Below are 26,675 nucleotides of genomic sequence, written 5' to 3' on the forward strand. Positions count from 1 at the left end.
GCAGATGGCCGTTATCTTCGGCGACCGGTTCGCAAGGGCGATGAACGCCTGAAACTGAAATCCGCCCCGCCGAGCACGAAATTCCGGATACTCCCCACATTGTCCATGCTGGCGCTGGCCTTCCTGGCGGCCATGCGCCTGCGGCTCAATACGGCAAGAAGGGCGTCCGCCGGACCCGCCCAAGCTGAAGGACGGGGTCCCCGGCTGGACAGCCGCGCAACGCTGACCGGCATCCTGTTCGTGCTGCGCACCGACATTCCCTGGGAACTGCTGCCCGTGGATATGGGCTGCGGGTCGGGGATGACCTGCTGGCGACGGTTGCACGAGTGGCACCGGGCCGGGATTTGGGAACGCTTGCACGGTGTGCTGCTGGATCGGCTTGGCTGCGCCAACGCCATCAACTGGGAACGGGCGGCGGTGGACAGCGCCGCCGTCCCGGCAAGGCTTGTCCCCGCATAGGCGGGGAAGGGGGCGAGGAGACGTTGGCCTGGTTCGCCCGCTTCCGTCGCCTCGCCGTCCGCTACGAACGGCGCGCCGATATCGTCTCCGCCTTCCACATCGCCGCCAGCCTCATCTTCTGGCGCTTCGTCCAGAGATGGTTCTGTTGGGCGCTCTTAATCGATTGAAGATTTGGCTGTTTGAGCAACGGCGCCGTTACTCGTTGTCACCGATTGGCGGCATGGAGACCACCATATCGACCCAAATGCTTCCGCCCGTGGTCATGTGGTCGTGCATGTGCCGGCGCGCGGCCTCTCCATCCCCTTCCAGGATCGCTTTCACGAAAAGGTCGTGCTCCGTATAGGACTTCAAAGGACGCGCGGTGTGCTGGAACGGATACTGGCGATAGATACGCAAGCGGCTGCGGATGAGCTTCGCCTGGTGCTCCAGATGTTCGTTCCGGCTTCCGGCGTAGATCAGTTCATGCAGTTCACGATTGAGATTGTCGTAGGCTTCGATGTCGCCGGCCTCGGCGGCGGTGCGGCTTGCCTCGTGCACCTCCACAAGACGCTTGCGCTCGGCAATTCCCATGCGGCGGGCGGCGAGGCTGGCCGCCAGGGATTCCAGTTCGACCAGAACCTCCATCATGCCGACAAGCTGCTTGGCGGACATCCGCAGAACGGATGCGCCGGCTCCCGGCTTTATTGTGACCAGGCCGCTTGAGCCAAGCTGGGACAGCACCTCGCGCACCGGCGTCCGTGAAACGCCAAACCGTTCGGCCAAAGCCCGTTCATCCAAGCGCTCGCCGGGCGCGATGAGGCCTCCCAGAATTTCCTGTTCAAGCACCTGCCGCATTTCCGTGACGCGGCTCGGCTTTTCCGCCTGCATGGCATGATCCGTTGGCAAATCGGGATGAGCCGACACTATCGCGCCCGGCTGCTTCCGTCAATGTAATGGTATGCCAAAGATTGGTTTTGGTCGACCAAGATGGGCGGGGCTGGGAAGGGGTAAGGTGTGGAGGGCCGCAGCATCTCCTTATCGGGCGTGATTTTTGCCGGCTTAAAGGGCGCGAAGCTTGATCGGCAGTCGCCGCCGCACATTGAGGGGGCATCAAACCATAAGCGTGCCAAACTTTCTATGTTGCATTCCATTGCCGCCTTCTGGTATGCATAAATTCGCCTATGGTTCTTTCAAAAAACAAAATCGGTATCCATAGCGTTGCGCCGCCGCCTTGGTGGCGCCTGGGAGGAAACAATGATCGGCACACCACGGGGTGGGTCAGACAGGCCGGCGACAGCACCCGAACTGACCGTGAATGGCGCGGTGGCCACGATCCGGCTCAACCGTCCGCTTCAGCACAATCGGATCGACGCGGCGGACATCGCCACGTTGCAGGAAGACATCGCGGCCGTCGAAGCAGACCCTTCCGTCCGCGTGCTGGTGCTGACCGCGACCGGGCCGAGCTTTTCGTCCGGCTACGACCTGAGCGCGGCCCAATCGTCCCAGCACGGCGAAACGGACGCCAGTGATGGGGAGATGGCCTTTGCGCGGTTGTGCGATCGCGTCGAATCGGTCCGTGTCCCGACGATTTGCGCGCTCAACGGCAGCGTCTATGGTGGCTCCACCGATCTGGCGCTCGCCTGCGACTTCCGCATCGGCGTCACTGGGATGCGCATGCGTATGCCGGCCGGGCAGCTTGGCATACAATTCTACCCCGGCGGGCTTCGGCGCTATGTGTCGCGGCTCGGCCTCAACGCGGCCAAGCGCTTGTTTCTCACAGCGGAAACGATCGCCGCCGACGAGATGCTGAGCATCGGCTTCCTCGACCGGATCGTCGCGCCCGACGAGCTTCAGGCCGCCGTGGACGATCTGGCCGGACGCATCGCGGCCTGCGCGCCGCAGGCCATCGCCGGCATGAAGCGCGCGCTCAACGAACTCGCCCGGGGCGAACTGGACGATCGGGCGGCGGAAGCGGCCTTCGCCGCGAGCCTGCGGTCGGACGAGTTCGCCAACGGCCTGAAGGCTTGGTCGAAGCGCCGGGCATCCTGATCGGCTCTCAGCACGCGCCGGACCGGCGCACCAGCCCCCATTTCGAAATGAGACTGTCCATGACCGACCAGAACGTGGTTCTGAACACGAACCCCCATGCCCTGGCGCGCGAACTGTCGGGCTTGCTGCTGATTGGCGGCGAACTGAGGCCGGCGGCCACCGGAAAGACCTTCGACGTCGTCAACCCGGCGACGGGCGACGTGATCGCCACGGCGGCGGAGGGTGGCGAACGGGACGTCGACACTGCCGTCCGCGCGGCGGTCGAGGCGCAAGGCGCCTGGGCCCGCCTGTCGGCGCGCGAACGGGGTCGGCTGGTGGTCGAATGCGGGCGCCGGCTGGTGGCCCACGCCGAGGAGATCGGCCGTCTGCTCGCCCTGGAGACGGGCAAGGCCATTCGGACCGAAAGCCGGGTTGAGGCCTCGCTGGTGGCGGACACCCTGAGCTTCTACGGCGGGCTCGCGTCCGAACTGAAGGGTGAAACCGTGCCGTTTCACCCGAAGATGCTGACCTTCACCCAGCGCGAACCGATCGGCGTCGTCGGCGCCATCATCCCGTGGAACGTCCCCCTGTATCTGATGGCGCTCAAGATCGCTCCGGCGCTGGTTGCCGGAAACGCGGTCATCGTCAAATCCGCCGAGGAGGCGCCGCTCGCCGCCCTGCGCGTCGTCCAGGTCATGAATCAGGTGCTGCCGGCGGGTGTTCTCAACATCCTCTCGGGCGACGGCCCCGGCTGCGGCGCGCCGCTGGTGACGCATCCGGGGGTCGGCAAGGTGACCTTCACCGGCTCGGTGGAGACGGGAAAGATCATCTCGCATCTGGCGGCCGACAAGCTGATCCCCGTCACCCTCGAACTGGGTGGCAAAAGCCCGATGATCGTGATGGGCGACGCCGATCTCGACAAGGCCATCGACGGTGCCGTGGCGGGCATGCGCTTCACCCGGCAGGGCCAGAGCTGCACGGCCTCCTCCCGCATCTTCGTCCATGAGAGCCTCCACGACGCCTTCGTCGAAAAGCTGAAGGCGAAGGTCGATGCCATGACCATGGGCGACCCGCTGGACGAGGCGACGGACATCGGCACCATCATCTCGCCGCAGCAGTTCGACCGGGTGCAAAGCTACATCGCGCTCGGCGAGGCGGCGGCGGGCGCGGTGGCGCACCGCTGCTCGGCCCTGCCGACGGACGAGCGGCTGGTGCGCGGCCTGTTCGTGCAGCCCGTCCTGTTCACCGGCCTGTCCAACGATCACCGGCTGGCCCGCGAGGAAATCTTCGGCCCGGTCACCTGCGTGATCGCCTTCCGCGACTATGAGGACGCGTTGGCCATGGCCAACGACAGCGATTTCGGCCTCGCCGCGACCATCTGGACGCGCGACCTTCGCACCGCCCTCGACGCGACCCAGCGGCTCCAGGCCGGCTTCGTGCAGGTCAACCAGAACCTCGTCGTGCAGCCGGGCCTGTCCTACGGCGGGGTCAAGCAGTCCGGCCTTGGAAAGGAAGCATCCCTCGAAGCGATGCTCGATCACTTCACGCACAAGAAGACGGTCATCATCAACATGAACTGACCAACCGTGCACCAATAAGGGGAGGAAACAAGAATGCGTACGTCCTTCATCGCCGCTCTTCTGGCCACGACCGCTCTGGCGGCGGGGGCCGCCCAAGCCGCCGACGTCATCCGGATCGGCGTGCTGAACGACCAGTCGGGCCTGTACAGCGAATTCGGCGGCGTCGGCTCGGTCGAGGCGGCACGGCTGGCTGTCGAGGATTTCGGCGGCCAAGTTCTGGGCAAGAAGATCGAGATCCTGTCGGCGGACCACCAGAACAAGCCCGACATCGGGCTGGCGAAGGCCCGCGAATGGTTCGACACCCAGGGCGTCCACGCCATCGCCGACCTGACCAATTCGGCCATCGCCATCGGCGTCCAGAACCTTGCCCGCGAACGCGGGAAGGTCACCCTGGCCACCGGTCCGGGGACGACGCGCCTCACCAACGAAGACTGCTCGCCCAACGGCTTCCACTGGATGTGGGACACCTACTCGCAGGCGGTTGGAACCGCCCGCGCCGTGGTCCAGGACGGCGGAAAGAACTGGTTCATGCTGACCGCCGATTATGCCTTCGGCCACCAGATGGCCGCCGACATCGACAAGACGGTCCAGGAGAACGGCGGCAAGGTGCTGGGGCAGGTTAGGCACCCGCTCGGCAACAGCGACTTCTCGTCCTTCCTTCTTCAGGCACAGGCGTCCAAGGCCTCGATCATCGGGCTCGCCAACGGCGGGACGGACACCACCAACGCGGTCAAGCAGGCGGCTGAGTTCGGCATCACCAACGGCGGCCAGAAGCTTGTCGGGCTGGCCGTCCTGATCAGCGACGTGCACGCGCTCGGTCTGGAGAACGCCAAGGGCCTCATCGCGACCACGGCCTACTACTGGGACCGCGACGAGGGCAGCCGCAAACTGGGCGAGCGCTTCGAAGCCCGCATGAAGCGCAAGCCCAACATGGTCCAGGCCGGCGTGTACTCGGCGGTGACGCATTACCTGAAGGCGATGCAGGCGGCGGGCACCGACGACGGCAAGGTGGTCGCCGCCAAGATGCGGGAACTCCCCGTCGACGATCTGATCACCAAGGGCGGCAAGGTCCGGGAGGACGGCCGGGTCATCCGCGACATGTACCTGATCGAAGTCAAGACTCCGGCGGAGTCCAAGGGATCCTGGGATTACTACAAGGTTCTGCGCACCATCCCCGGCGAACAGGCGGCAATCCCCCTGAGCGAAAGCAAGTGCTCCCTGGTCAAGAAGTGACCCCCTGAACGACTCATCCGGAGAAAAGTCATGGCGCGAATTGCATTCATCGGACTGGGCAACATGGGCCGTCCCATGTGCGAAAACCTTACCAAGGCGGGGCATGCCGTCGTCGGGTACGACGTCGTGGCCGCGGCGCGCGACGCTTACGCCGCCTCTGGCGGTCGCGCGGCGGCCACGCTGGCCGAAGCGCTGGCCGACGCCGACACCGTCATCAGCATGATCCCGACCGGCAAGCATGTGCGGGCCGCCTACGAAGGGGAGGGCGGCGTGCTGGCGCACGCCCGTCCGGGCACGCTGCTGATCGACTGTTCGACCATCGACGTGGAGAGCGCGCGGGCGGTCAGCAAGGCGGCGGCCGAGGCCGGCTTCGTCATGGTGGACGCCCCGGTGTCCGGCGCGGTCCCGGCGGCGCAGGCCGGGACTCTGACCTTCATGGTCGGCGGCAGCGCCGAGGGCTTCGAGCGTGCCCGCCCGGTCCTGGCCGGCATGGGGCCCAAAATCTTCCATGTCGGCGCGTCGGGCAGCGGCGTCGCCTTGAAGATCTGCAACAACATGATGGCCGGCATGAGCATGGTCGCCATCAGCGAGGTGTTCGCGCTGGCCGAGAAACTCGGGCTCGACCACCAGACGGTCTACGATGTCATGACCGTGTCCTCGGGCAACTGCTGGGCCTTGCAGAGCTATTGCCCGGTTCCGGGGCCGGTGCCAGCGTCGCCGGCCAACCGCGACTACCAGCCGGGTTTCGCGGCGGCGATGATGCTGAAGGACATGCGCCTGTCCCAGGACGCGGCCAGCACCAGCGGAGCCGCCACGCCGCTCGCCGGCAGCGCCGCCGCGCTTTACCAGATGCTGGTGGAGCACGGCCACGGAGACAAGGACTTCAGCGCCGTCTTCGCCCTGATCACCGGACGGTTGAAATCGGCGTGAGGGGGAGACCGATCATGGTCCATGCGATCCGCGTCCACCAGCCCGGCGGTCCCGAAGCCCTGGTCTGGGAAGAGGTGACCGTGCCGCCCCCCGGACCGGGGGAAGCCCTGGTCCGCCACACGGCGGTCGGCGTCAACCTCATCGACACCTATCACCGCACCGCCCAGTCCGGGCAGTACGCGATCCCACGCCCGGCCGTGCTGGGCGTGGAGGGGGCCGGCGTCGTCGAGGCGGTCGGCCCCGGCGTCACCGACGTGGCCCCCGGCGACCGCGTCGCCTACTGGATGCTGCTCGGCGCCTACGCCGAACAGCGCATCGTTCCCACGCACCGCCTCGTGAAGCTGCCGGACACGGTGTCGGACGAGGTGGCCGCCGCCGCGATGGTCAAGGGAACCACGGCGCAGTATCTGCTGCATCGTGTCTATCCGGTGAAGGCGGGGGACACCCTTCTCGTGCACGCCGCGGCGGGCGGCGTCGGCCAGATGCTGTGCCAGTGGGCACATGCTCTGGGCGCGACGGTGATCGGCACGGTCGGTTCGCCCGAAAAGGTGGCGGTCGCCCGGGGCGCCGGCTGCGATCACGTCATCCTCTACCGCGAGGAGGATTTCGTCGCGCGCGTCCGCGACATCACCGGCGGGCGCGGCGTCGACGTGGTCTACGACTCCGTCGGGCAGGACACCTTCATGGCATCGCTGGATTGTCTGAAGCCCTTCGGCATGATGGTCAACTTCGGGCAGGCAAGCGGCCCGGTGCCGCCGCTGGACGTGAGCGTGCTGGCGCAGAAAGGCTCGCTTTTCCTCGCCAAACCGACCCTGGCCACGGTCACCCGCACCCGCGAGGACATCGAGGCTCTGGCCGGCGGGCTGTTCGAGGCACTGGTCTCGGGCCGGGTCCAGGTCGACATCGCCCGTCGCGCGCCGCTCACCGACGCGGCGTCGGTACACCGCGACCTGGAAGCGCGCCGCACGACGGGATCGATCGTGCTCATTCCCTAAAGCGAATTGTCGTTCGCTTTAGATTCACACGGCCTCATTCGCGCCGGGCCTCGGACGCACGGGCGTCCGGGACCGCCGTCGCGGCTGCCCTCGATGGCGCCGCGCCCGGCCCGGCCAGCATCGCGGCGACAGGAACACCAGAATGACGGACAATCTCTACAGCCTGCTTTTGAAACCCGGTTCGTCGTCCGATGCGCGGGTGGCCCTGCGAACCGACACAGGGCAGACGTGGACATACGCGGACCTGTGGCGGACAGCCGGACGCATGGCACGCTTCCTTCACGAAGCCGGTGTCGGTCCGGGCGACCGGGTTGCCGTGCAGGTGGCGAAGTCGCCCGAGGCGGTGTGCCTTTATCTCGCAACGCTGCAACTCGGGGCGATTTACCTCCCGCTCAACACGGCCTACACGCTGACCGAACTGCGCTATTTTGTCGACGACGCGGAACCCACGGTGTTCGTCGGACAGACTCCGGTCGTTGGCGACTTGGTCCCGCCAGCCGGGTGCGCAACGTTCACGCTCGATCCAGACGGCGAAGGAAGCGTGACGGCGGCGTGCCGCGACCTGCCACCCTGGGAGCAGGTTGCCGAGGTCGGGCCCGACGAGGTGGCGGCGATCCTCTACACGTCCGGCACCACGGGGCGCCCCAAGGGTGCCATGATCTCCCACGGCAATCTGGCCTACGGGACCCGCACGCTGAACGCGCTGTGGGGGATCTCCGACGCCGACGTGCTGCTGCACGCGCTGCCCATGTTCCACGCGCACGGCCTGTTCATCGCCCTGAACTCCGTGCTGTATGCGGGGGCGTCCTGCCTTTTTCTTCCCAGGTTCACGGCGGACGCCGTCATCGAGCATCTGCCGCGCAGCACCGTGTTCATGGGCGTCCCGACGCTCTACACCCGTCTGCTCGCCGACGCGCGGCTCGACAGGGAGCGCTGCGGGAGCATGCGCCTGTTCACCTGCGGCTCGGCGCCCCTGTCGCGGGACGTCTTCGAGGTGTTCGAGGCCCGCACCGGGCACCGGATCCTCGAACGCTACGGCATGACCGAAACCACGATCATCGCCTCCAACCCCCTCGACGGCGAGCGGCTGCCCGGCACCGTCGGCTATCCGTTGCCGGGGCTGGAGGTCCGGATTGTGGACGACGCCGGACGGCCGACGTCTGAGGGCGAGGTCGGCGGTCTCGAACTGCGCGGCCCGAACGTGTTCAAGGGCTATTGGCGGATGCCGGAAAAGACGGCGGCGGAATTCCGGCCGGACGGCTTCTTCATGACCGGGGATATGGCCCACGCGGCCCCGGACGGCCGCCTGACGCTGGTCAGCCGTGCCAAGGAAATCATCATCTCCGGCGGCTACAACGTTTACCCGCGCGAGGTCGAAATCGTGCTCAACCGCGTCGAGGGGGTGAGCGAGGCTGCTGTCTTCGGCGTTCCCCATCCCGATTTCGGCGAGGGCGTGGTGGCCGTCGTCGAGCGCCAACCGGGCTGCGAGTCCCTCGATCCGGCGTCCATTCTTGCACAGGCATCCCGCGAACTTGCCGGATACAAACTGCCCAAGGCCGTGATCGTCCAGGATGCCCTTCCCCGGAATGCCATGGGAAAGGTTTTGAAGAACGAACTCGGTGCGCTGCACAAGGATGTGTTCAGGAAGCAAGGAGCAAGCCATTGATCCTTTGTTTGGCCTCCGGCTGGCATAGCCTTTCCTGGTAGCGAGGTGATGGGGCGTTCGGGTATCGCGGATTGCCGTAGCGGATTCGCCATCTGTGTTACCGGCTATGAAAGCCGTTCGGATTCTGCTGTGCGTCGTCCTGGCGGTGCTGCTTGTCCCGCTGCTGGCTTATGCCGGGTTGGTGCTTTGGGGCAAGCATGGGGCCGTGCCGTAACCCAAGGCTCCGTGTCCGCTCCGGTCGCCTATCATGCTTCACAAGGCTAGGGCTTTTGCCGTTCAATCACGGCCATACCCGGCGGCTGAGAAGAAGTTCAAGCACTCTGCCGGCGTGATTGCGTCGATGCCCTGTCGAATGGCCTCCCAGAGAGCGTCTTTCGTGCGCGCCGCGCCATCTTGGTGGAGGCGCCGGTCTCGTCGATGAACACCCGGCGCTCAGCATCGAGGTCGGGCTGGAGGTCGAACCACGCGCGTCGGCGGCGCAGCACGTCCGGGCGCTGCTGCTCGGTGGCGTGCGCGGTTTTTTTTGACCGTCAGGCCGCGCCGGGTCAGCAGGCGCCAGACCGTGCTCACCGCGACCCGCAGCCCGTGCCGGCTCTCCAGATGAGCCGCGATCTCGGCCAGCATGAGGCCGGGGGTGGCCTCAATCAGCGCCAGGACTTCCGGTGCGTGAGCCTCCATGCGCGGCGAGTGTCGGTCGCCGCCCATCGGCTTGGGCTAAGCAGGGGTGATGCGGGTTCCGCAGGGACATGGCGGAATGTCCCATCCCCTCCGCCACTTCCTTTCTTTTCAATATATCGCCTGGCTGATTCGGCGGTTTCCTGGGCCTGCAACCCAGGCAAAACCGGTGTAGGTGTGCCGACTCTTGTGCCGACTGCACGATCTCCCGGAACCGGGCCGCCACGTTCTGGTGGCGCGTGCCCTCGTCGTGCCAGAACACCACAACCGATCCGAGGAAGCGCGCCAGGGCGGACAGTATCTCCACCGTTGCCGGTTCCGGCGTGATCGTCGTGGGGCAGCTGGTCTTGGTCTTCAGGAAGTTGACCGTGCCAGCCTTGAAGTTGACCTGCCCCCACGGCCGAGCTGGCCGCCTCCTCCCGCCGACACCCGGTCTGCGCGACGAGCCTGACCATGCTGGAGAACCGGCCAGGGTAGCGGAGTCATGACCGCCCCGACATCGACCGAGGACGGCGGGTGGATAGTCGCGCGCCGGGTCCGGCTCGCACGCGCCCCATTCCATCGCAGCCCCCAAGATCGCGACACGGTTGGTGAAGTTGCGGTTGATGGTGGCGTTGCCGGCCCCGGCCTTGCCCCGCGCTGACACCGGATCGGAAATGCGCTTGCGGGCGATCCGGTCCACGTGGAGCTTTTCCAGGTATTTTTCCAGGTATGGGCCAACCTGCCCAAGGCTTACCGTGTAGCGCTTCAGCGTACCCGGCTTAACGGCATGAGGGCCGACCCCGGTGAGGTGGCGGAAGACAAGACGGCAGCGTGCCAGCTCAGCCGGGACTCGCCGACGTGGGTGGGGGCGATTTCCTTCTCGAACTGTTCGAGGCGGCGTTGCGCTTCCCTCCGATCGGTCGTTCGTAAAGACCGTCGGTGTTCGTCGCCGCCGTCCCGGTGGCCCGGTGAATGTCAGCAGACCCAAACTGTGAGGTCCGTGCTTATCATTGTTCACCGACCAGCTTGAACGCTAATCACGCCGTCTGCGCTTCCAAACAGTAAGCGAACAGCCGCTCCACAGACCGGCGGCGGCTGTCGGAATCGTCCAGCGTGCCGAAGGAGAAGGGGCGGAAGCGGCCCTTCAGGTCGGCCGGCCATTGCTCGGCGCTGTCCTCCCCGGCGTGGCCGAGGATAAGCCGCGCCTTGGTCGTCGGCAGGCCGGAGGCAGTCGGCACGCACACCACAGGGCGCAGGTCGGCGAACAGGTCGGCCACCACGTTGGAGCCGCCGAAGGCGACGATGGCGTCCGGGTCGAACCGTTCGACGCAATCGACGATGGCCTGCACCTTCTCCTCGTCGAACCGCTTCTGCGGGAAGGAGACCATGCGGACCTGCGCGCCGAAGGCGGCGATCGTCTGCTCGCCGTCGTAATCCTCGGTGACGTTGTAGGAGTATTCCGGCACGAAACCGTTTTCGCCGGTGATGGCCATGGCGTTGGGGTTGATGATGACCACCGCGCGCCCGAACTCGTCCTGCATGCGGCGGGCGTAGTCGAAGGCGTCCACGGTCGGCTGGTGGCCCTCTCCCAGCATCTGGTTGGTGATCAGCGCCACGCGCTTCACCTCGGCGCGGGGCTGCTGGCGCTTCATGCGGCTGGACAGCTGGAAGCGACGGGCCGTCTCCTCGACCATCAAGCGGTAGAATCGCAGCAGGTCGCCCGAGGCGAAGGCGCCCACGTCGCCGGTGCGCACCGCGCCCTGGTGCATCTGCATCGCCATGCCCCAGAAGGCATAGTGGATCGACGGAATGGAAAAGCGCATCGGCTCGGCCAGCACGGCGCGGGTGATGCTTTCGTAATGCGCCAGATCGCCGGTCAGCAGGAACAGCAGCGACTGGCGCCGCATCACGTCTCCCATCTTGTAGCCGGCATCGACCTCGGCGGCGGCGGCGCGGCGGGTCTCGTCGTCGTAACGGCGGATCAGCCCGGCCAGCGCGTTGACGTTGGCCCAGCCCTCGCCCTGGTTGCTCAGCAGCGCCAGCGCGCGGGCGAAGCTCAGCGCCGCGTCGCGGGTGCGGCCGGTGGCGTGCAGCGCGTGGCCCAGGTTGGCGTGCAGCAGGGGAGAGGTCTGGTCGCTGGACACGGCCTGCCCGATCAGGTCCACCGCCTCCGCCGCGCGGCCGCCCTGCAGCGCGATCACGCCCAGCAGGTGCAGCGCGTCCGGATGGCCGGGAGACAAGGCCAGCACCTCCCGGTAGAGCCGTTCGGCCTCCGCGGTGCGCCCGGCGCGGTGATGCTCGGTCGCGACGGCGAGCGTCTGTTCGATGGTGTCCATAATCGGCGTTCCTGCTGCTCGGTCCGAGGAGGCATATTTACGCGGTTTTAGGAGAGGCGCGCTGAACTTTCCACATGCACCGCTTCGCGACATTCTTGAGGCATTGGCTCTGCACGGCAACCCTCGCGGTTGTCGCGGCGGTGTTTTCCTCGATTCCCGCAACCGCACAGGGTGTGGAATCGCTTGAATCGGCCGGCCGTCAGATCGTCATCAGCCTCGCCGACCGCCGCCTGTACCTGATGGAAGACGGTTCCGAGTCGCGCTCCTTCCCCGTCGCCATCGGCCGACCGGGCGTGGCGATTCCGCTGGGCGACACCACGGTGGTGCGCAAGCGGCGCAACCCGACCTGGCACCCGACCGCCAGCCAGCGCCGCGCCAAGCCGTCGCTGCCCCTGTCGGTGCCGCCGGGGCCGAACAACCCGCTCGGCAAATACGCGCTGGACCTCGGCTGGACGGCCATCGCCATCCACGGCACCAACGAGCCGGGCTCCATCGGCCGTCGTGTCAGCAGCGGCTGTTTCCGCATGATGCCCGCCGACATCGAAACCCTGTTCGCCATTGCCGAAGTCGGGACGCCGGTCCGCGTCGTGGACGTGTCGATGAAAGCGCCGGAAACCGTGCCGGCCCAGCCGGGGAAGGCCGCGCCGAAGCCCCTGCCTCCGGTTCAGGTCGCGAAGACGCCGCCGCCCGTGCCGCCCGCCGTTCTCGTGTCCGTCGTGGCTCCCGCCCCAATCGCCGCCCCAATCGCCGCCCCGATTCCCGCCCCGATTCCCGCCCAGATTCCCATCGTGCCGGACCCGCGTTGCTCGACGGCGACGGCCCCCTTGCGCCGCATGGTCTGTGCCACCCCGGAACTGGCGTCGCTCGACGGTCGGGTGCGCGGCCTGCAAGAGCGTTTTCTGACCGGGCTCTCCCCCGAGGGCCGGGCCGCTGCCTCCTACGCGCTGTTGCAGGACGAACGGCGATTCGACGACCGCATCACCGCCCTGTGCTGGATCCGCAAGGGCAGCGAGGCGGACCCCGCCGTGGCGACCGCCGCCCACGGTTGCCTGCGCGCCGCCCTGAGCGGCCGGATGGAGGAGGTGAAGACGAGGATCGCGGAGTTGGGCGGCGTGGCGACCGTGGCGGCGCGGCGGTGAAATGCACAGGGTTCTTGCCTCAAATTCATTCGACTGCTACGCCGCTAGGGCTTAGCAATCGGGTGCCCGCCGCATGCCGTTGGACTATTATCTAAACATCGCCGCTTCCGGCTTGCTGAACGGGCTCGTCTACGGGCTTGCGGCGCTGGGGCTGTCGGTCATCTTCGGCGTGGTGCGCGTCGTCAACTTCGCCCATGGCGAAATGATGGTCGCCGGCATGTACGGCGCCGTGCTGCTGGCCGGCTTCATCGGGCTCGACCCCATCCTGTCCGCTCCGATCATCGCGCTCGTCCTCTTCGCCTTCGGCTGGGGGTTGCAGCGCGGGCTGGTCAACCGCTTCGTGGAGCGGCCGGAGCACATGCAGTTCATCCTGCTGCTGGGCATCGCCACGATCATCCTGAACGCCATGCTGATGCTGTTCGGGCCGGATTCGCGCAACGTGCAGGTTCCCTACGGCTTCGACACGGTGGAGGTCGGGCCCCTGCTGCTGGACGCCGTGCGGCTGCGCGCGGGCGCGGCGGCCATCGTGGTGGCGGCGGCGCTGTTCGCCTTCTTCCGCTTCAGCCGCCCTGGCAAGGCCATCCGAGCCTGCGCCGACAACCCGCTGGGCGCCCGCGTGGTCGGGCTGAACATCGACGGGCTTTACGCGATGACCTTCGGCATCGGCTCCGCCGTGGTCGGGATCGCGGGGGCGCTGATGACCCTGCTGGTGGATGCCCGGCCGCAGCTGGCTCCGGAATACACGCTGCTCAGCTTCATCATCGTCATCGTGGGCGGTCTCGGCAGCCTGCCGGGCGCGCTGCTTGGCGGTGTGCTGATCGGCATGTCGGAGGCGCTGGCCGGCTTCCTGCTGACGCCTTCGCTCAAGTCGCTTTTCAGCTACGCGGTGCTGATCGTGGTGTTGCTGCTGCGCCCGCAGGGCCTGTTGGGGAGGCGCTCGTGACCCGGCGCGGGATCGTTCTGCTCGCACTTCTGGGCCTTCTCCTGCTGGTGGCGCCGCTGGTCGCCGACCGTTACGTCGTCTCGGTGCTGACCACCGTGCTGTGGTTCGCCTATGTCGGGCAGGCGTGGAACGTGATGATGGGCTTTTCCGGCCTGCTGTCGCTCGGCCACGCCCTCTATGTCGGGCTCGGCGCCTACGCCAGCGCGGCGCTGTTCGTGCATTTCGGCATCGGCCCGTGGCTCGGCCTGTGGGTGGCGATGCTCGTGGCCATGGCGGCGGGCTGCTTCATTGGGTTCCTCGGCTTCCGATTCGGCGTGCGCGGGGTGCATTTCGCCCTGCTGACCATCGCCTTCGCCGAGGTGGCGCGCATCGGCTTCGACCACATGCAGTGGCTGGGCGGATCGGGCGGCTTTTTCATTCCCGTCGCCGGTGATGTCGGCAACGACCTGTTGAACCTGCGCGGTTCGCCGACGCTGTTCTACTACGTGATCCTGGCGCTGGTGCTGGGGGCGCTGGCGTTGTCCCGCGTCCTGCTGCACAGCCGCCTCGGCTATCAGTGGCTCGCCATCCGGGAGGAGCCGGAAGCGGCGGAGGCCGTGGGCGTCGACCTGTTCCGCGCGCGCATCGCGGCGGTGGCGGTGTCCTCGGCCCTGACGGCGCTCGGCGGCGTGTTCCAGGCCTTCTATTTCAACAACCTGTTCCCGGAGCAGGTGTTCTCCATGGGCCGCTCCATCGAGATCATCCTGCCGGCCATCGTCGGCGGCATCGGCACGCTGATCGGGCCGATCCTCGGCGCCTTCATCCTGACGCCGCTGGGCGAGGGGCTGACCTTCCTGATCGAGGTGTCCGGCTTCGACCTGCCGGGCCTGAAGCAGCTGTTCTACGGCGTGGCGCTGGTGGTGATCGTCGTCTTCCGGCCGGAAGGCGTCTGGCCCTGGCTGGCGCGCAAGCTCCGCCTCGTCCGCGCGCCGGGAGAATCCGCATGACGGCGCTTCTGCACGTCGAAAAGCTATCCAAGCGCTTTCGCGGCCTGAAGGCCGTGTCGGACGTCAGCTTTTCGGTGCCCCAGGGCTCCATCGTCGCGCTGATCGGCCCGAACGGCGCCGGCAAGACGACGACCTTCAACCTGATCGCCGGCGTTTTTCCGCCCAACGAGGGCACCGTCCATCTCGCGGGCAAGCCGATCACCGGCCTGAAGCCCAACCGTGTCTGCGCCGCCGGCATCGGCCGCACCTTCCAGATCGTGAAGCCCTTCGGCCAGCTCTCCGTCGAGGAGAACGTCATCGTCGGCGCGCTTGCCCGTGAACGGTCCGTCGCGGCGGCGCGCGAGCACGCCCGCGCGGTGCTCGACCGGCTCGGTCTCGCCGATCAGGCGGCCCGCCCGGCGCGCAGCCTGACTCTGCCCGACCGCAAGCGGCTGGAGGTCGCCCGCGCGCTCGCCACCCGGCCGACGCTCCTCCTGCTGGACGAGGTTCTTGCCGGCCTGCGCCCGACCGAGGTGGACCGCATGGTGGAGGTCCTGCGCGACCTGAACCGGCGCGAGGGGCTGACCATCCTGATGATCGAGCACGTCATGCGCGCGGTGATGGCCCTGTCCGACCGCGTCGTCGTGCTGGACCACGGCGAGAAGATCGCCGAGGGGACCCCGTCCGAGGTCGTCGCCGACCCGCGCGTGGTCGAATCCTACCTGGGTTCTGAAGACATCTGAGCTGGAACATGTGAACCTGGAACATCTGAACCGGGTTATCCCCCAGCGCAACACTCCGTTAATGTTTGCCTGTCCATCATTCGCCCCATGACCGATCCGAAGGTCGGCAGCGCACAGGGGGCCGAAGAGCCCCGGATGGGAGGACAGCATGAAGGCATTTCGCAATCTGCGAATCGGCCAAAGACTCACCATCGGCTTCGCGGCGGTGATCGCCGTTCTGGTGGTGAATGTGGGCATCGGGCTCATGATGACCGAGGGCGGCAAGACGACCAGCCGTCTGGTGGCGGAGGTCCGCATGCCGACCGCGCTGGCGGGGCAGGGCATCGTCGCGGCGGTGGTCTCGACCAACGGCGCCATGCAGGGCTATCTGCTGACCAACCGCGAAGATCTGAAGCAGGAACGCAACGCCGCCTGGGACCGCATCGCGGATCTGCGCAAGGAACTGGACGCGCTGTCGCCCCACTGGACCGACCCCAACGTCAGTAAGACCTGGGAACTGGTCAAGCCGCTGCTGGAGGAACTGCGCCGCGATCAGGACATGGCCGAATCGCTGGGCACCATCGGCGACCAGATGGGCGCCCTGAATTCGCTGAACGACGATGCGATCCCGCGCGCCAACAAGGTGATGAGCCTTCTGGTGGGTGAGCGGCAGGCCGACGGCACCGGCGGCATGATCCCGCGCCAGCGCGAACTGCTGCGCAGTGACAGCGAGGGGATGATCCTGGCCGCCAACCGGCTGGTCACGGTGCAGGCGGTCCTGCTGACGCTTGGGCTGCTGATCGCCGTGGCGGCGGTGGTGCTGACCTCGCGCTCCATTGTCCGGCCGCTCGGCGCCATGACCGACGCCATGCGCCGTCTCGCTTCCGGCGACGACTCCACGCCGGTTCCCGCCACCGACCGGGGCGACGAGGTCGGGCTGATGGCCCAGGCGGTGCTGGTCTTCAAGGACAACATGATCGCCGCCCGCGAGGCCGCGGAGCGTGAGCGCGCCGAGCAGGAGGCCCGCGCCCGCCGCGCCCGCGCCATCGAGGACCTGACCGGCCGCTTCGACCGCGAGGCGAGCGCGGCGCTCGGCTCCGTCTCCTCGGCGGCCGTGCAGATGCAGGCGACGGCCAGTCAGCTCGCGGCTACGGCGGAGCAGACCACGCGCCAGTCGATCACCGTTGCCAGCGCGTCGGAGCAGGCTAGCGCCAACGTCCAGACCGTCGCCACCGCGACAGAGGAACTGGCCGCCTCGGTGCAGGAAATCGGCCGTCAGGTCGCCACCTCCACCGCCATCGCGGGCGAGGCCGTGCAAAAGGCCGAACACGCCGACCACGCCATGCGCGGCCTCGCCTCCGCGTCGGCGGAGATCGTGGCGGTCATCGACCTGATCACCCAGGTCGCCGGCCAGACACGTCTCCTCGCGCTCAACGCCACGATCGAGGCGGCGCGTGCCGGGGAGATGGGGAAGGGCTTCGCCGTCGTCGCGGCGGAGGTCAAGGCGCTGGCCGACCAGACGACCCGCGCCACCGACGAGATTGCCGCCAAGATCGTCTCCGTCCAGTCGGAAACGGAAGGGGCCGTGGCCTGCATCGGCGACGTGATGGGCACGATCCAGCAGATCAACGAGGTGGCCGGCGCCATCGCCGCCGCCGTCGAACAGCAGCAGGCGGCGACACAGGAAATAGCCCGCAACATCCAGCAGGCGGCCTCCGGCACGCAGGAAGTGTCCAACAACATCGCCGACGTGAATCACGCCGCCAACGAGACGGGTGCCGCTGCGCGCGAGGTGCTTGGCGCGGCGGGCACGCTGTCCACCCAGGCCGACGACTTGCGCAGCAAGGTGGAAGTCTTCTTGTCGGCGGTTCGCGCGGCGTAGTCAAAAAATTTCACCACCAAGGCACCAAGAAAACACGGCCAGGCCAAGTCGGAAATTCTTGGTGCCTTGGTGTCTTGGTGGTGAATTCCTCTTCTCAGCCGACCACGCGCCACGTCCCGTCCACCTGCTGGCAGGCGGTGCCGTAGCCTCGCTCGATCCTTCCTCCGATGGCGAGGCTGGTCTGGAACTCGCGGCAATGCTCGCCGGACGGCCCCACGCCGTCGCGCGTGGGCGTGAAGCTGCCCCAGTTGCCGGACTGCGGGTTGTTCCAGCGGATGGTGCTGCCGGTCGGCGCCGCATAGGCTTGGCCGGCGGCCTGCTGGGCGTAGCTGTGGTCGGCACGGTCCAGCGACCGCCCGGCCGCGTTGCCCAGCGCCGCGCCGATCAGCGTGCCGATGCCGGTGGTGACCAGCTTGCCGGTGCCACCGCCGAAGCGTGACCCGGCCAGACCGCCGACCACGCCGCCCAGGATGGTGCCGACGGTCTGCTTGTTCCCGTCGAACATGCCATCACCGCTTCCATACCCGGTGCCGCCATAGCCGGTGTTGTACCCATACCCGGCCCCGTACGCGGCGTTGCCGTACCCGTATCCACCACCATAACCGCCATAAGGGCTGGCGCACCCGGCGAGCAGGCCCAGCGACAGGGCGGCTGCGATGAACGGCTTGGCTTTCATGGCACGACCTCACGTTCGAAACTCATGTGTACGAACATGGCTGCCCCGCAAATATTCCGTCCGCTTGGCGGAACGGCGCCGTTACCCCTATGATCAAGAAAATGGCCGCGCAAACACAGCCGGCAAGAACGATTTGGGAGGAGACGATGCTGCCGCAAGCGGACAGCTACGAGGGCCTTCGCGACCGCTTCGCCTGGGCGGTCCCGGCCCGGTACAACATCGGCGTGGACGTCTGCGACAAGTGGGCCGAGCGTGACCCGGAGCGCCTCGCCCTGATCCACAAGCGCCGCGACGGCGCGGTGGATGAGTTCACCTTCGCCGACATCAAAGGGCGGTCGAACCGCCTCGCCAACGCGCTGGCCGCGCACGGCGTTTCGCGCGGCGACCGGGTCGGCATTCTGCTGCCCCAGGCGCCCGAAACGGCCATCAGCCACGTCGCCGTCTACAAGATGGGCGGCATCGCCGTGCCGCTGTTCTCGCTCTTCGGCGTCGAGGCGCTGGAATACCGGCTCGGCAACTGCGGGGCCAAGGCGGTGGTCACCGACGCGACCGGCGCCGCCAAGCTGGCGCAGATCCGCGACCGGCTGCCCGACCTGAAACTGGTCCTGCGCATCGACGGCGCCGGGGAGGGCGAACTCGACTTCCACAGCCTCGTTCAGAACGCCTCGGACGCCTTCACGCCCGTCGATACGGCGGCGGACGACCCGGCGGTCATCATCTACACCTCCGGCACCACCGGCCAGCCGAAGGGCGCGCTGCATGCCCACCGTGTCCTGCTCGGCCATCTGCCGGGCGTGGAAATTTCGCACGACCTGTTCCCTCAAGCCCACGACCGCATCTGGACGCCCGCCGACTGGGCTTGGATCGGCGGCCTGCTCGACGTGCTGCTGCCGGCCTGGCACCACGGCGTGACCGTCGTGTCCCACCGTTTCGAGAAGTTCGACGCGGAGGAGGCCTTCCGCCTGATCGCCGACTTCCAGGTGCGCAACGCCTTCCTGCCGCCGACCGCGCTGAAGATGATGCGCGGCGTCCGCGACCCGAAAAGCCGCTGGAGCTATTCCATGCGCTCCATCGCCAGCGGCGGCGAGACGCTGGGCGCCGAACTGCTCGATTGGGGCCGCCAGACCTTCGGCCTGACCATCAACGAGTTCTATGGCCAGACCGAGTGCAACATGATCGTGTCGTCCTGCGCGACGATCATGCCCTCCAAGCCCGGCATCATGGGCCGCCCGGCCCCCGGCCACGACGTGGCGGTGATTGACGGGGAGGGCAACCGGCTGCCGCCGAACCAGCTCGGCCTGATCGCCGTGCACCGTCCGGATCCGGTGATGTTCCTGCAATACTGGAACAACCCCCAGGCCACGGCGGCCAAGTTCATCGGAGACTGGCTGGTCACCGGCGACCAGGGCGAGCTGGACGAGGACGGCTACATCCGCTTCGTCGGCCGCGACGACGACGTGATCACGTCCGCCGGCTATCGCATCGGCCCCGGCGAGATCGAGGACTGCCTGATCGGCCACCCCGCCGTGCGCATGGCCGCCGTGGTCGGCGTTCCCGATCCCCTGCGCACCGAGATCGTGAAGGCCTTCATCGTCCTTCAGGAGAACGTAAAACCGGATGACGCCCTGGTCGCCTCGATCCAGGAACACGTCAAGACCCGCCTTGCCGCCCACGAATACCCGCGCGCCATCGAATTCGTGGACAGCCTTCCCATGACCACCACCGGTAAGATCATCCGCCGCGAACTGCGATCGCGGGGTTAACGAGAAAGACGAAATGCCTGATCTGTTAGCGACTTCTGCTCTCCTCCTTTCCGCCGCTTTTTTCGCCGGGGCGATGAACGCCGTTGCCGGCGGCGGCAGCTTCCTGACGCTTCCCGCTCTCATCTACGCGGGCGTTCCGCCGGTGGCCGCCAACGCCACCGGCACCGTCGCACTGCTGCCGGGCTACGCCAGCGGCATGTACGGCTACCGTCACGACCTGGAACCGTTCGGCGGAGTCGGCCTCATCCCACTCTCGCTGGTCAGCCTCGTGGGTGGGCTGGTCGGGGCGGGCCTGCTGCTGGTCACGCCGGACGAGATCTTCCGCGACATCGTCCCCTGGCTCCTTCTCGTCGCGACGGCGCTGTTCGCCTTCGGCGGTTCCATCTCCGCCAAGCTGCGGAACGTCGGCCTGCACGGCACCGGCGCTCTGCTCGCCACGCTGTTCGTGGTGTCGGTCTACGGCGGTTACTTCAACGGCGGGCTCGGCATTCTTCTGCTGGCGCAGTTCAGCCTGTTCGGGATGACCAACCTGAACGCGATGAACGGGCTGAAGAACCTGTTCTCGACCGTGCTGACCGCCATCGCCGTGGTGACCTACGCGGTCGGCGGGGCGGTGGATTGGCGCTACGCGGCGCTGATGACCGTCGCGGCGGTGGTCGGCGGCTATGCCGGCGCGCGCGTTGGGCGGAAGATCCCCCCGCGCATCCTGCGCACCGCCATCATCGCGGTCGGTCTGGTGATGAGCGCACTCTTCTTCTTCAAATAAGTGCGCTACAGTGCCGGCCATGCTGACCGTATCCGATCTCGACCTGTATTACGGCGACGCCCAGGCGCTCGACGGTGTCTCCATCGTGGTGGAGGCCGGCACCACCACGGCCATCGTCGGCGCCAACGGTGCGGGCAAGACCTCGCTGATCCGCACCATCTCCGGCATCCTGAAGCCGGCGCGCGGCAGCATCCGCTTCAAGGGGCAGGAGATCGCCGGCCTGCCCAGCCACCTCGTCTGCGACCTCGGCGTCGGGCAAGTGGCGGAGGGGCGGCAGATCTTCCCCTCGCTCAGCGTGCGCGAGAATCTGGAAATGGGCGCCGTCATCCCGCGCGCCCGCGCCACGGCGAAACAGACCTTCGATCAGGTCCTGTCCCTGTTCCCCCGCCTGAACGAGCGGTTGGATCAGGCGGCCGGAACCTTGTCGGGTGGCGAGCAGCAGATGCTCGCCATCGGCCGCTGCCTGATGGGCAAGCCCGAACTGATCATGTTCGACGAGCCTTCGCTCGGCCTCGCCCCCGCCCTGGTGCACGAGCTGTTCCGCACCATCCGCGATCTGGCGGCCGGCGGCATGACCATCATCCTGGTGGAGCAGAACGTCGCCGCCTCGCTGAAGCTGGCGCAGCGGGCCTACGTGCTGGAAAACGGCCGCGTCGTCCTGTCCGGCACGGGCGAGGGCCTGCTGGCCGACCCGGCGGTGAAGCAGGCGTATCTCGGCCTATAGGACGCTCACGCCAGCAAATCGTGATGCTCGCGGTGGCGGTGGATCCAGACGGCCGCGTAGCTGCAGATCGGCACGACCTTCAGCTTCTCCGCCCGCGCGTGCTCCATGACGCCCTGCATCAGCCGCCCGGCGGCGCCGGTCCCGCGCAGCGACGGCGGCGCCTCCACATAGGGGATGTACAGCGTTGAGCCGTTGCGCCGGTAGTTGGCGAAGACGATCCGCCCATCGACGTCCAGCTCGAAGCGGCTCTTGTCCGGGTTGTCTCGAATGGGAGTGCTCATACCCCTTTCAACAGCGCCACTGCTATTGCGTTCCAGGCGCGCGCGGCGCGCTCCAGCCGCGCAGGACGCTGACCACGCGCAGCAGGAAAGCCGCCACCACTGCGGCCACCGCGACCGTCACCTCCGGCAACCCCAGCCGCTGCCCGGCGACGACGATCACCGCGCCCAGCACCGCCGCCACCGCGTAGATCTCCTCGCGCAGCACGCGGGGCACCTCGGCCACCAGGATGTCGCGCACGACCCCGCCGCCGCAGGCGGTCAGCACGCCCAGCAGAACCGCCGGTATGGGGCCGAGCCCGTGGGCCAGCGCCTTGCCACAGCCGGCCACCGCGAAAAGGCCCAGCCCCGCCGCGTCCAGCACCATCACCGGCTTGACCAGCTTGTTGATCGGCCGGTGGAAGAAGAAGGCGAACAGGCCCGACGCCAGCGCCGCGATCAGATAGCGGTCGTCCCGCAGCGTGGCCGGCGGCACCGCGATCAGCAGGTCACGGACCATGCCGCCGGCCAGCGCCGTCACGACCGCCAGGACGAGAACCCCGATGATGTCCAGCTTGTGACGCACCGCCAGCGTACCGCCGGTAAGCCCGAAGATGAAGACGCCCGTCAGATCCATGGCGAGCAGCAGCGTGGTGACGTCGGTCATGATCCATTTGTTGCTGAATGAAGAACAGAGAAGCCTTCGTAGCACGAATTGTTGTTTCGTGTCTCGGGCCTCACATTGCTCTCCAGACAAGGGGCGAAAGCCTAACAAAGGATCAAGGAGGTTCGGACATGATCACGGTTCGCCATCGCGACGAGCGCGGCAAGGTCAACATGGGCTGGCTGGACAGCCGCCACACCTTCTCGTTCGGGCATTACTACGACCCGGCGCACATGGGCTTCCGGGCTCTGCGCGTCATCAACGACGACCGGGTGATCCCCGGCGCCGGCTTCCCGACGCACGGCCACGCGGATATGGAGATCGTCTCCTACGTTCTGGACGGCGCGCTGGAGCACAAGGACACGCTGGGCACCAGCTCGGTCATCCGCCCCGGCGATGTCCAGCGGATGAGCGCCGGTTCCGGAATCCGCCACAGCGAGTACAACGCCTCCAAGTCGGAGTCCGTGCACTTCCTCCAGATCTGGATCCTGCCGGATGAGGAGGGCATGGTCCCCGGCTACGAGCAGAAGGCCTTTCCGGCCGAGGAGAAGCAGGGCCGCCTGCGCCTCGTCGGCTCCAAGGACGGGCGTGACGGCAGCGTGACCATCCACCAGGACTTGGATCTCTACGCCACGCTGCTCGGCGACGGCGATGCGGTGACCCACGACCTGCGCCCCGGCCGCCACGCCTGGGTGCAGGTCGCCAGGGGGCAGGCACGCCTGAACGGCGTCACGCTGAAGGAAGGCGACGGCGCCGCCGTCTCCGACGAAACCACGCTGACTCTGGACAGCGACAGCGGTGCCGAGGTGCTGCTGTTCGATCTGGCGTAACCGCGAAAGCGCCCTCTCCCGGTCTCGCCGGGAGGGGGCGTTACGCGTCCTCCGCCGACAACCGGATTCCCATCCGCCGGGCCTCCAGCATGAAGGCGCGGGTCATCTGCACCAGATCCGTGCGCCAGTACAGCTGCTCCAGCGGGTTGTCCAGGAAGTCCTCGGGCAGCATGGCGTAGCAGTAGGTCTCCACCGTCCGCCGCTCGGCCTTCCACGGGTCGGTGCCGTCGCGCCAGCCGATCATCCAGCCGGCGTGCCCGGCGCCGATGGCCCAGCGTTCGAAATGGGGGGAGATGGTGCTGCTGCCGATGGGGTCGCTCACCGGCACCTGATAGATCGCCACGAAGCGCCGCACGTTCAGCTGAAGCCGCATCAGCAGCGATTCCCCGAACGCGTCCACCCGGTACAGGCAGTCCGACGCGCCCAGCACATGGCTGAAGCTGACCTCCGCCCGCCGCGCCTCGGCCAGGGTCAGCCCGGACGGAGTGTCGGCCAGCGGCGGCGATTCGTAATCCACGGCGCGCAACGCCTCCGCCATGTCCTCGGTCAGGAAGACGCGGATGCGCTGCTGCGCCTCGTCGATGGTCAGGCGGGTCATGGGGTCGAACTCTCCTGCTCAGGGCTTCGCGTAGCCCAACACGCGCAGCCGCAACTCGTGTGCCTTCGGGTCGCGGTCGAAGAACAGCCCGCCTTCCTGGGTCGATCCGGCGGGGATGTAGGTGAATTCGGCCTCCGCCGTTTCCACGACCGTCTGCCCGGTCATCAGCTGTCCGGCGATGCGGACCTGAGCGCCGGTCTCGCCCCCGGTGTTCTCCGCCCGGACGCGGGCGAGCCAGCGCTGGCCGTCGTGGGTCACGCTTTCGACGCTCAGCGCGATCACCGGATCGCCGCCGCTGCGGAACAGCCCCTCGTAGCCGAGGATCCCGACCGATCCCAGGAACAGCACCAGCCCGATCCCCGACGCGATCCGCGCCACCCAGGAGACGGAGGCGGATTCCTCTTCTCGGGGTTCTTCATAGGAATCCCGCCGATTAACCTCGACCATCCCATCCCCTCTCAGACGATCAGCCGGGCGGTGGCGGCGCCCAGCGCGGCCGGAAAGCCCAGCACCACCATGGCGGTCACCAGCTCCATCATCGACAGGCCGCCGGTCCGCTCGAACGTCCACAGCAGATACAGGCTGACCAGCAGCGCGATGCCATAGCCGGCGACCGTGAAGCGCATGAAGACGTGCAGGAACGTCGCTTTGCCCCGGCTCTCCTGACCGGCGAATCCGACCCGGTAGACGAAGACGTGCAGCAGCGCCACCGACAGAACCGCCAGCAGGATCGCGTGCCACGGCGTCATCTTGTAGGAGATCAGCACCATCTCTTCCGTCGGCGCGACGTTGAAGCCGACGAACAGCGCGCCGGCCGCCATCAGGAACAGCTCGCCAGGGTAGGAGGAGCGTTTGCGCTGTTCCTCGTCCGGGTCGTCGCCTTCGCCCAACTGCTTGCGCGCCAGCATGGCGCCGATGCTGGCCGGCACGGATTGCAGGGCGATCTTGCCGACGATCTCCGTCATGGGCTGGTCGGCGGCGATGATCCCGAACACGTACAGCAGCACCGCCGACACCAGAAAGCCGACGCCGAAGGCGGTCAGCGCGTCCACCAGATCGTCCTGCCAGCAGAAGGTCTCCTCGAACCCGCTGAAGTAGGACAGGCCGAACAGCACCGGCATGGTGATCAGCATGAACAGCGCCAGCCGGAAGCGGTCCATGTAGAAGCCCAACTCCCACATCTCCATGGTCATCAGCAGCGGAAAGGCGAAGATGACCGCCCCCGCCCCGGCGCGCGCCAGCGCGTGGGCGAAGTGCTTTTCGTCATGAAGCAGGGCGCGCTGTCGGGTGGTGTCCATGGGCCGGGTGGTGTCCATGGCAGGACAATGCCGGGCGGGGCGTTCCTGTTCCCGCACCCGGCGGGAGAGGGGTGATTACTCCCCCGAATCCAGAAGCGAGTCCGGATCCTCGGCGTCCACCACCCGCCGCGCGATGTCGTAGGAAAAGCCCGCGCGCCCCAGCGCCGCCAGATCCTTGTCGCGGTGCTCGGCGCGCTTTTCCGGCAGGCGGTACGGCCCCAACCGCCGCCGCCGGGCCAGCGCCAGCGCGGCGGTCAGGTTCAGGTCGCCGTCCACCTCCTCGTCCAGGGTGTCCAGCGCCTTGTCCGCCTCGTCCCGCCCGATGCCTTTGGAGGCCAGCTTCTCCCGGATGGCGCGGGTGGAGGTGCCCCGGCGGTGCAGGCTGGCCGCGCGCATTTCCGCATAGGCCGTGTCGTTCAGCAGCCCGCTGCGCTGGTAGCGCGCGATCAGCTCATCGACCCACCGCGCGCCTTCCTCCCGGTCCGTGCCGTGCGCCTGCACCGAGCGATCGACCTTGCGCATCAGCACGCGGCGCAGATTGGCCGACGAGGTCGCAAAACGCTCCAGATAATGCAGCGCCGCGTTCTCCAGATACTGCGGCGTGACGCGCCTGGGGAGCTTGCGCTCCGGTGCGGCTGTTTCGCGCGTCATGGCTGTCTCCCGTCCGGCGGCGGTTGTCGGGACGGTCCGGGCACCCTAAAGTCCCGTCCGCCCCCGTGAATAGTGATCCGATGACACATCCTCTTCCTCCCATGCCCCGTACCGTCGGCGCCGTCAACTGGGTCGGCCTCTGGACCCTGTATGCGCGCGAGGTGTGGCGCTTCATCAAGGTGCACCAGCAGACCATCTGGGCGCCCGTCGTCACCACGCTGCTGTTCTACGCCGTCTTCGCGTTGGCGCTGGGCGGCGCCGTGCGCACGGTCGGCCCGGTGCCGTATCTGGAATTCCTGGCGCCCGGCCTGATCATGATGGCGATGGCGCAGAACGCCTTCGCCAACACCTCCTCCTCGGTGGTGATCTCGAAGGTCCAGGGCAACATCGTCGACATCCTGATGCCGCCCATGGCTCCGCTGGAGCTGGCCTTCGGCTTCGTCATGGGCGGGGTGACGCGCGGCCTGTGCGTCGGTCTGGTCACCGGGCTGGCGATCTGGGCCTTCGTGCCGATCCGCATCGCGCATCCGGAATTCGTGATCTTCCACGCCGTCATGGCTTCCATGCTGCTATCGCTGCTGGGCCTCGTCGGCGGCATTTGGTCGGAAAAGTTCGACCACATCGCGGCGGTGACGAATTTCGTTGTGACTCCGCTGTCCTTCCTATCCGGCACCTTCTATTCGGTGGAGAACCTGCCGCCGACCTTCTGGTGGATCGCGCATTTCGACCCGTTCTTCTACATGATCGACGGCTTCCGCTACGGCTTCATCGGCCGCTCGGACGGAACCCTGGCGGTCGGCATCCTGGTCATGCTGGCGGTGAACGGGGGCCTGTGGTGGCTGGCCTGGCGCATGCTGAAGACCGGCTACAAGCTGAAGGCGTGACGAAACGCCCCATCTCCGCCATTTCCCCTATTTGCCATTTCGTTGACAGA

General features: G+C 67.3%; 26 protein-coding genes and 3 pseudogenes. 17 read left to right on the forward strand and 12 right to left on the reverse strand.

Annotation, left to right across the window (positions count from 1 at the left end; translation table 11 throughout):
- Positions 1 to 148 precede the first annotated feature (148 nt).
- Positions 149 to 626, forward strand: a pseudogene (locus J2852_RS19460) (transposase).
- Positions 627 to 654: 28 nt separating this feature from the next.
- Here J2852_RS19460 and J2852_RS19465 read toward each other — a convergent pair.
- A complete protein-coding gene (locus J2852_RS19465) occupies positions 655 to 1,326 on the reverse strand; it encodes a GntR family transcriptional regulator (RefSeq protein ID WP_209878608.1) in 672 nt (223 codons plus the stop codon).
- 435 nt (positions 1,327 to 1,761) lie between these two features.
- Here J2852_RS19465 and J2852_RS19470 point away from each other — a divergent pair, with 435 nt between their 5' ends.
- The 6 genes from J2852_RS19470 (at position 1,762) to J2852_RS19495 (ending at position 8,870) form a co-directional block, all read left to right on the forward strand.
- Positions 1,762 to 2,487, forward strand: coding sequence for an enoyl-CoA hydratase/isomerase family protein (locus J2852_RS19470; RefSeq protein ID WP_343206781.1), 726 nt, complete (start codon positions 1,762 to 1,764; stop codon positions 2,485 to 2,487).
- A 59-nt stretch (positions 2,488 to 2,546) separates the two neighbouring features.
- Positions 2,547 to 4,046, forward strand: a complete 1,500-nt coding sequence (locus J2852_RS19475) for an aldehyde dehydrogenase family protein (protein ID WP_209878612.1) — start codon at positions 2,547 to 2,549, stop codon at positions 4,044 to 4,046.
- A 33-nt stretch (positions 4,047 to 4,079) separates the two neighbouring features.
- On the forward strand, positions 4,080 to 5,279 hold the full coding sequence (locus tag J2852_RS19480) for an ABC transporter substrate-binding protein (RefSeq protein WP_209878614.1): 1,200 nt from the start codon (positions 4,080 to 4,082) through the stop codon (positions 5,277 to 5,279).
- A gap of 30 nt (positions 5,280 to 5,309) precedes the next feature.
- Positions 5,310 to 6,209, forward strand: coding sequence for a 3-hydroxyisobutyrate dehydrogenase (mmsB, locus tag J2852_RS19485; protein WP_209878616.1), 900 nt, complete (start codon positions 5,310 to 5,312; stop codon positions 6,207 to 6,209).
- 14 nt (positions 6,210 to 6,223) lie between these two features.
- On the forward strand, positions 6,224 to 7,204 hold the full coding sequence (locus tag J2852_RS19490) for a quinone oxidoreductase family protein (RefSeq protein WP_209878618.1): 981 nt from the start codon (positions 6,224 to 6,226) through the stop codon (positions 7,202 to 7,204).
- A gap of 142 nt (positions 7,205 to 7,346) precedes the next feature.
- Positions 7,347 to 8,870, forward strand: coding sequence for an AMP-binding protein (locus J2852_RS19495; protein ID WP_209878620.1), 1,524 nt, complete (start codon positions 7,347 to 7,349; stop codon positions 8,868 to 8,870).
- Between the two features lie 380 nt (positions 8,871 to 9,250).
- Here the strand turns inward: J2852_RS19495 and J2852_RS32390 are convergent.
- The 4 genes and pseudogenes from J2852_RS32390 to J2852_RS19510 all read right to left on the reverse strand — a co-directional run.
- Positions 9,251 to 9,400, reverse strand: a pseudogene (locus J2852_RS32390) (IS630 family transposase); the annotation flags it as partial.
- 22 nt (positions 9,401 to 9,422) lie between these two features.
- Positions 9,423 to 9,575 (reverse strand): annotated as a pseudogene (locus J2852_RS32395) (helix-turn-helix domain-containing protein); the annotation flags it as partial.
- A complete protein-coding gene (locus J2852_RS19505) occupies positions 9,511 to 10,227 on the reverse strand; it encodes a hypothetical protein (protein WP_209878624.1) in 717 nt (238 codons plus the stop codon). The pseudogene J2852_RS32395 and the gene J2852_RS19505, both read right to left, overlap by 65 nt.
- A 337-nt stretch (positions 10,228 to 10,564) precedes the next feature.
- Positions 10,565 to 11,863 (reverse strand): tetratricopeptide repeat protein, encoded by a 1,299-nt coding sequence (locus tag J2852_RS19510; protein WP_209878626.1) that lies wholly within the window; start codon positions 11,861 to 11,863, stop codon positions 10,565 to 10,567.
- Positions 11,864 to 12,036: 173 nt separating this feature from the next.
- Between J2852_RS19510 and J2852_RS19515 the strand changes: the two genes are divergently transcribed.
- The 5 genes from J2852_RS19515 (at position 12,037) to J2852_RS19535 (ending at position 17,514) form a co-directional block, all read left to right on the forward strand.
- Positions 12,037 to 13,002 carry a L,D-transpeptidase family protein gene (locus J2852_RS19515; RefSeq protein WP_343206782.1) on the forward strand — a complete coding sequence of 322 codons (966 nt, stop codon included), beginning with the start codon at positions 12,037 to 12,039 and terminating at the stop codon, positions 13,000 to 13,002.
- 73 nt (positions 13,003 to 13,075) lie between these two features.
- Positions 13,076 to 13,945, forward strand: coding sequence for a branched-chain amino acid ABC transporter permease (locus tag J2852_RS19520; RefSeq protein WP_209878629.1), 870 nt, complete (start codon positions 13,076 to 13,078; stop codon positions 13,943 to 13,945).
- A complete protein-coding gene (locus J2852_RS19525) occupies positions 13,942 to 14,931 on the forward strand; it encodes a branched-chain amino acid ABC transporter permease (protein WP_209878631.1) in 990 nt (329 codons plus the stop codon). The genes J2852_RS19520 and J2852_RS19525 overlap by 4 nt, the downstream gene beginning before the upstream one ends.
- The gene (locus J2852_RS19530; protein ID WP_209878633.1) at positions 14,928 to 15,653 is read left to right on the forward strand and encodes an ABC transporter ATP-binding protein; all 726 of its coding nucleotides are present in this window, start codon (positions 14,928 to 14,930) and stop codon (positions 15,651 to 15,653) included. The genes J2852_RS19525 and J2852_RS19530 overlap by 4 nt, the downstream gene beginning before the upstream one ends.
- Before the next feature lie 148 nt (positions 15,654 to 15,801).
- Complete coding sequence (locus J2852_RS19535) at positions 15,802 to 17,514, forward strand: methyl-accepting chemotaxis protein (RefSeq protein ID WP_209878635.1); 1,713 nt, start codon at positions 15,802 to 15,804, stop codon at positions 17,512 to 17,514.
- 94 nt (positions 17,515 to 17,608) lie between these two features.
- On the opposite strand, the gene J2852_RS19540 is transcribed toward J2852_RS19535, so the two are convergent.
- A complete protein-coding gene (locus J2852_RS19540) occupies positions 17,609 to 18,190 on the reverse strand; it encodes an RT0821/Lpp0805 family surface protein (RefSeq protein ID WP_209878637.1) in 582 nt (193 codons plus the stop codon).
- A 146-nt stretch (positions 18,191 to 18,336) separates the two neighbouring features.
- Between J2852_RS19540 and J2852_RS19545 the strand changes: the two genes are divergently transcribed.
- The 3 genes from J2852_RS19545 to J2852_RS19555 are packed head-to-tail and all read left to right on the forward strand — an operon-like array spanning position 18,337 to position 21,443.
- A complete protein-coding gene (locus J2852_RS19545; protein ID WP_209878638.1) occupies positions 18,337 to 19,953 on the forward strand; it encodes an acyl-CoA synthetase in 1,617 nt (538 codons plus the stop codon).
- Positions 19,954 to 19,966: 13 nt separating this feature from the next.
- Positions 19,967 to 20,719, forward strand: a complete 753-nt coding sequence (locus tag J2852_RS19550) for a sulfite exporter TauE/SafE family protein (RefSeq protein ID WP_209878640.1) — start codon at positions 19,967 to 19,969, stop codon at positions 20,717 to 20,719.
- Positions 20,720 to 20,738: 19 nt separating this feature from the next.
- The gene (locus J2852_RS19555) at positions 20,739 to 21,443 is read left to right on the forward strand and encodes an ABC transporter ATP-binding protein (protein WP_209878642.1); all 705 of its coding nucleotides are present in this window, start codon (positions 20,739 to 20,741) and stop codon (positions 21,441 to 21,443) included.
- 5 nt (positions 21,444 to 21,448) lie between these two features.
- Here J2852_RS19555 and J2852_RS19560 read toward each other — a convergent pair whose 3' ends face one another.
- Positions 21,449 to 21,724 carry a GNAT family N-acetyltransferase gene (locus tag J2852_RS19560; protein ID WP_209878644.1) on the reverse strand — a complete coding sequence of 92 codons (276 nt, stop codon included), beginning with the start codon at positions 21,722 to 21,724 and terminating at the stop codon, positions 21,449 to 21,451.
- A gap of 22 nt (positions 21,725 to 21,746) precedes the next feature.
- A complete protein-coding gene (locus J2852_RS19565; protein WP_246499859.1) occupies positions 21,747 to 22,367 on the reverse strand; it encodes a trimeric intracellular cation channel family protein in 621 nt (206 codons plus the stop codon).
- Between the two features lie 128 nt (positions 22,368 to 22,495).
- Between J2852_RS19565 and J2852_RS19570 the strand changes: the two genes are divergently transcribed.
- Entirely contained in the window at positions 22,496 to 23,194 is a 699-nt protein-coding gene (locus tag J2852_RS19570) for a pirin family protein (RefSeq protein ID WP_209878645.1), read from the forward strand.
- Positions 23,195 to 23,234: 40 nt separating this feature from the next.
- On the opposite strand, the gene J2852_RS19575 is transcribed toward J2852_RS19570, so the two are convergent.
- The 4 genes from J2852_RS19575 to J2852_RS19590 form a co-directional block, all read right to left on the reverse strand.
- Positions 23,235 to 23,792, reverse strand: a complete 558-nt coding sequence (locus tag J2852_RS19575; RefSeq protein ID WP_209878647.1) for a hypothetical protein — start codon at positions 23,790 to 23,792, stop codon at positions 23,235 to 23,237.
- An 18-nt stretch (positions 23,793 to 23,810) separates the two neighbouring features.
- Positions 23,811 to 24,239 (reverse strand): hypothetical protein, encoded by a 429-nt coding sequence (locus J2852_RS19580; RefSeq protein WP_209878649.1) that lies wholly within the window; start codon positions 24,237 to 24,239, stop codon positions 23,811 to 23,813.
- Positions 24,240 to 24,250: 11 nt separating this feature from the next.
- Positions 24,251 to 25,090, reverse strand: coding sequence for a TIGR02587 family membrane protein (locus J2852_RS19585; RefSeq protein WP_209878651.1), 840 nt, complete (start codon positions 25,088 to 25,090; stop codon positions 24,251 to 24,253).
- Positions 25,091 to 25,165: 75 nt separating this feature from the next.
- Positions 25,166 to 25,741 (reverse strand): regulatory protein RecX, encoded by a 576-nt coding sequence (locus J2852_RS19590; protein ID WP_209878653.1) that lies wholly within the window; start codon positions 25,739 to 25,741, stop codon positions 25,166 to 25,168.
- 80 nt (positions 25,742 to 25,821) lie between these two features.
- Here J2852_RS19590 and J2852_RS19595 point away from each other — a divergent pair, with 80 nt between their 5' ends.
- Positions 25,822 to 26,625, forward strand: coding sequence for an ABC transporter permease (locus J2852_RS19595; protein ID WP_209878655.1), 804 nt, complete (start codon positions 25,822 to 25,824; stop codon positions 26,623 to 26,625).
- Positions 26,626 to 26,675: the final 50 nt, after the last annotated feature.

Origin of the sequence: Azospirillum soli, from assembly GCF_017876165.1 — a bacterium.
GTDB classification, from domain to species: domain Bacteria; phylum Pseudomonadota; class Alphaproteobacteria; order Azospirillales; family Azospirillaceae; genus Azospirillum; species Azospirillum soli.

What these genes read in the sequence shown, in the direction of transcription:
- J2852_RS19545 (WP_209878638.1), top strand. Translation starts at nt 18,337, where the DNA reads ATGCTGCCGCAAGCGGACAGCTACGAGGGCCTTCGCGACCGCTTCGCC.
- J2852_RS19520 (WP_209878629.1), top strand. Translation starts at nt 13,076, where the DNA reads ATGCCGTTGGACTATTATCTAAACATCGCCGCTTCCGGCTTGCTGAAC.
- mmsB (WP_209878616.1), top strand. Translation starts at nt 5,310, where the DNA reads ATGGCGCGAATTGCATTCATCGGACTGGGCAACATGGGCCGTCCCATG.
- J2852_RS19475 (WP_209878612.1), top strand. Translation starts at nt 2,547, where the DNA reads ATGACCGACCAGAACGTGGTTCTGAACACGAACCCCCATGCCCTGGCG.
- J2852_RS19565 (WP_246499859.1), bottom strand. Translation starts at nt 22,367, where the DNA reads ATGACCGACGTCACCACGCTGCTGCTCGCCATGGATCTGACGGGCGTC.
- J2852_RS19530 (WP_209878633.1), top strand. Translation starts at nt 14,928, where the DNA reads ATGACGGCGCTTCTGCACGTCGAAAAGCTATCCAAGCGCTTTCGCGGC.
- J2852_RS19490 (WP_209878618.1), top strand. Translation starts at nt 6,224, where the DNA reads ATGGTCCATGCGATCCGCGTCCACCAGCCCGGCGGTCCCGAAGCCCTG.
- J2852_RS19555 (WP_209878642.1), top strand. Translation starts at nt 20,739, where the DNA reads ATGCTGACCGTATCCGATCTCGACCTGTATTACGGCGACGCCCAGGCG.
- J2852_RS19510 (WP_209878626.1), bottom strand. Translation starts at nt 11,863, where the DNA reads ATGGACACCATCGAACAGACGCTCGCCGTCGCGACCGAGCATCACCGC.
- J2852_RS19495 (WP_209878620.1), top strand. Translation starts at nt 7,347, where the DNA reads ATGACGGACAATCTCTACAGCCTGCTTTTGAAACCCGGTTCGTCGTCC.
- J2852_RS19560 (WP_209878644.1), bottom strand. Translation starts at nt 21,724, where the DNA reads ATGAGCACTCCCATTCGAGACAACCCGGACAAGAGCCGCTTCGAGCTG.
- J2852_RS19590 (WP_209878653.1), bottom strand. Translation starts at nt 25,741, where the DNA reads ATGACGCGCGAAACAGCCGCACCGGAGCGCAAGCTCCCCAGGCGCGTC.
- J2852_RS19540 (WP_209878637.1), bottom strand. Translation starts at nt 18,190, where the DNA reads ATGAAAGCCAAGCCGTTCATCGCAGCCGCCCTGTCGCTGGGCCTGCTC.
- J2852_RS19535 (WP_209878635.1), top strand. Translation starts at nt 15,802, where the DNA reads ATGAAGGCATTTCGCAATCTGCGAATCGGCCAAAGACTCACCATCGGC.
- J2852_RS19480 (WP_209878614.1), top strand. Translation starts at nt 4,080, where the DNA reads ATGCGTACGTCCTTCATCGCCGCTCTTCTGGCCACGACCGCTCTGGCG.
- J2852_RS19580 (WP_209878649.1), bottom strand. Translation starts at nt 24,239, where the DNA reads ATGGTCGAGGTTAATCGGCGGGATTCCTATGAAGAACCCCGAGAAGAG.
- J2852_RS19585 (WP_209878651.1), bottom strand. Translation starts at nt 25,090, where the DNA reads ATGGACACCACCCGACAGCGCGCCCTGCTTCATGACGAAAAGCACTTC.
- J2852_RS19465 (WP_209878608.1), bottom strand. Translation starts at nt 1,326, where the DNA reads ATGCAGGCGGAAAAGCCGAGCCGCGTCACGGAAATGCGGCAGGTGCTT.
- J2852_RS19595 (WP_209878655.1), top strand. Translation starts at nt 25,822, where the DNA reads ATGACACATCCTCTTCCTCCCATGCCCCGTACCGTCGGCGCCGTCAAC.
- J2852_RS19570 (WP_209878645.1), top strand. Translation starts at nt 22,496, where the DNA reads ATGATCACGGTTCGCCATCGCGACGAGCGCGGCAAGGTCAACATGGGC.
- J2852_RS19550 (WP_209878640.1), top strand. Translation starts at nt 19,967, where the DNA reads ATGCCTGATCTGTTAGCGACTTCTGCTCTCCTCCTTTCCGCCGCTTTT.
- J2852_RS19575 (WP_209878647.1), bottom strand. Translation starts at nt 23,792, where the DNA reads ATGACCCGCCTGACCATCGACGAGGCGCAGCAGCGCATCCGCGTCTTC.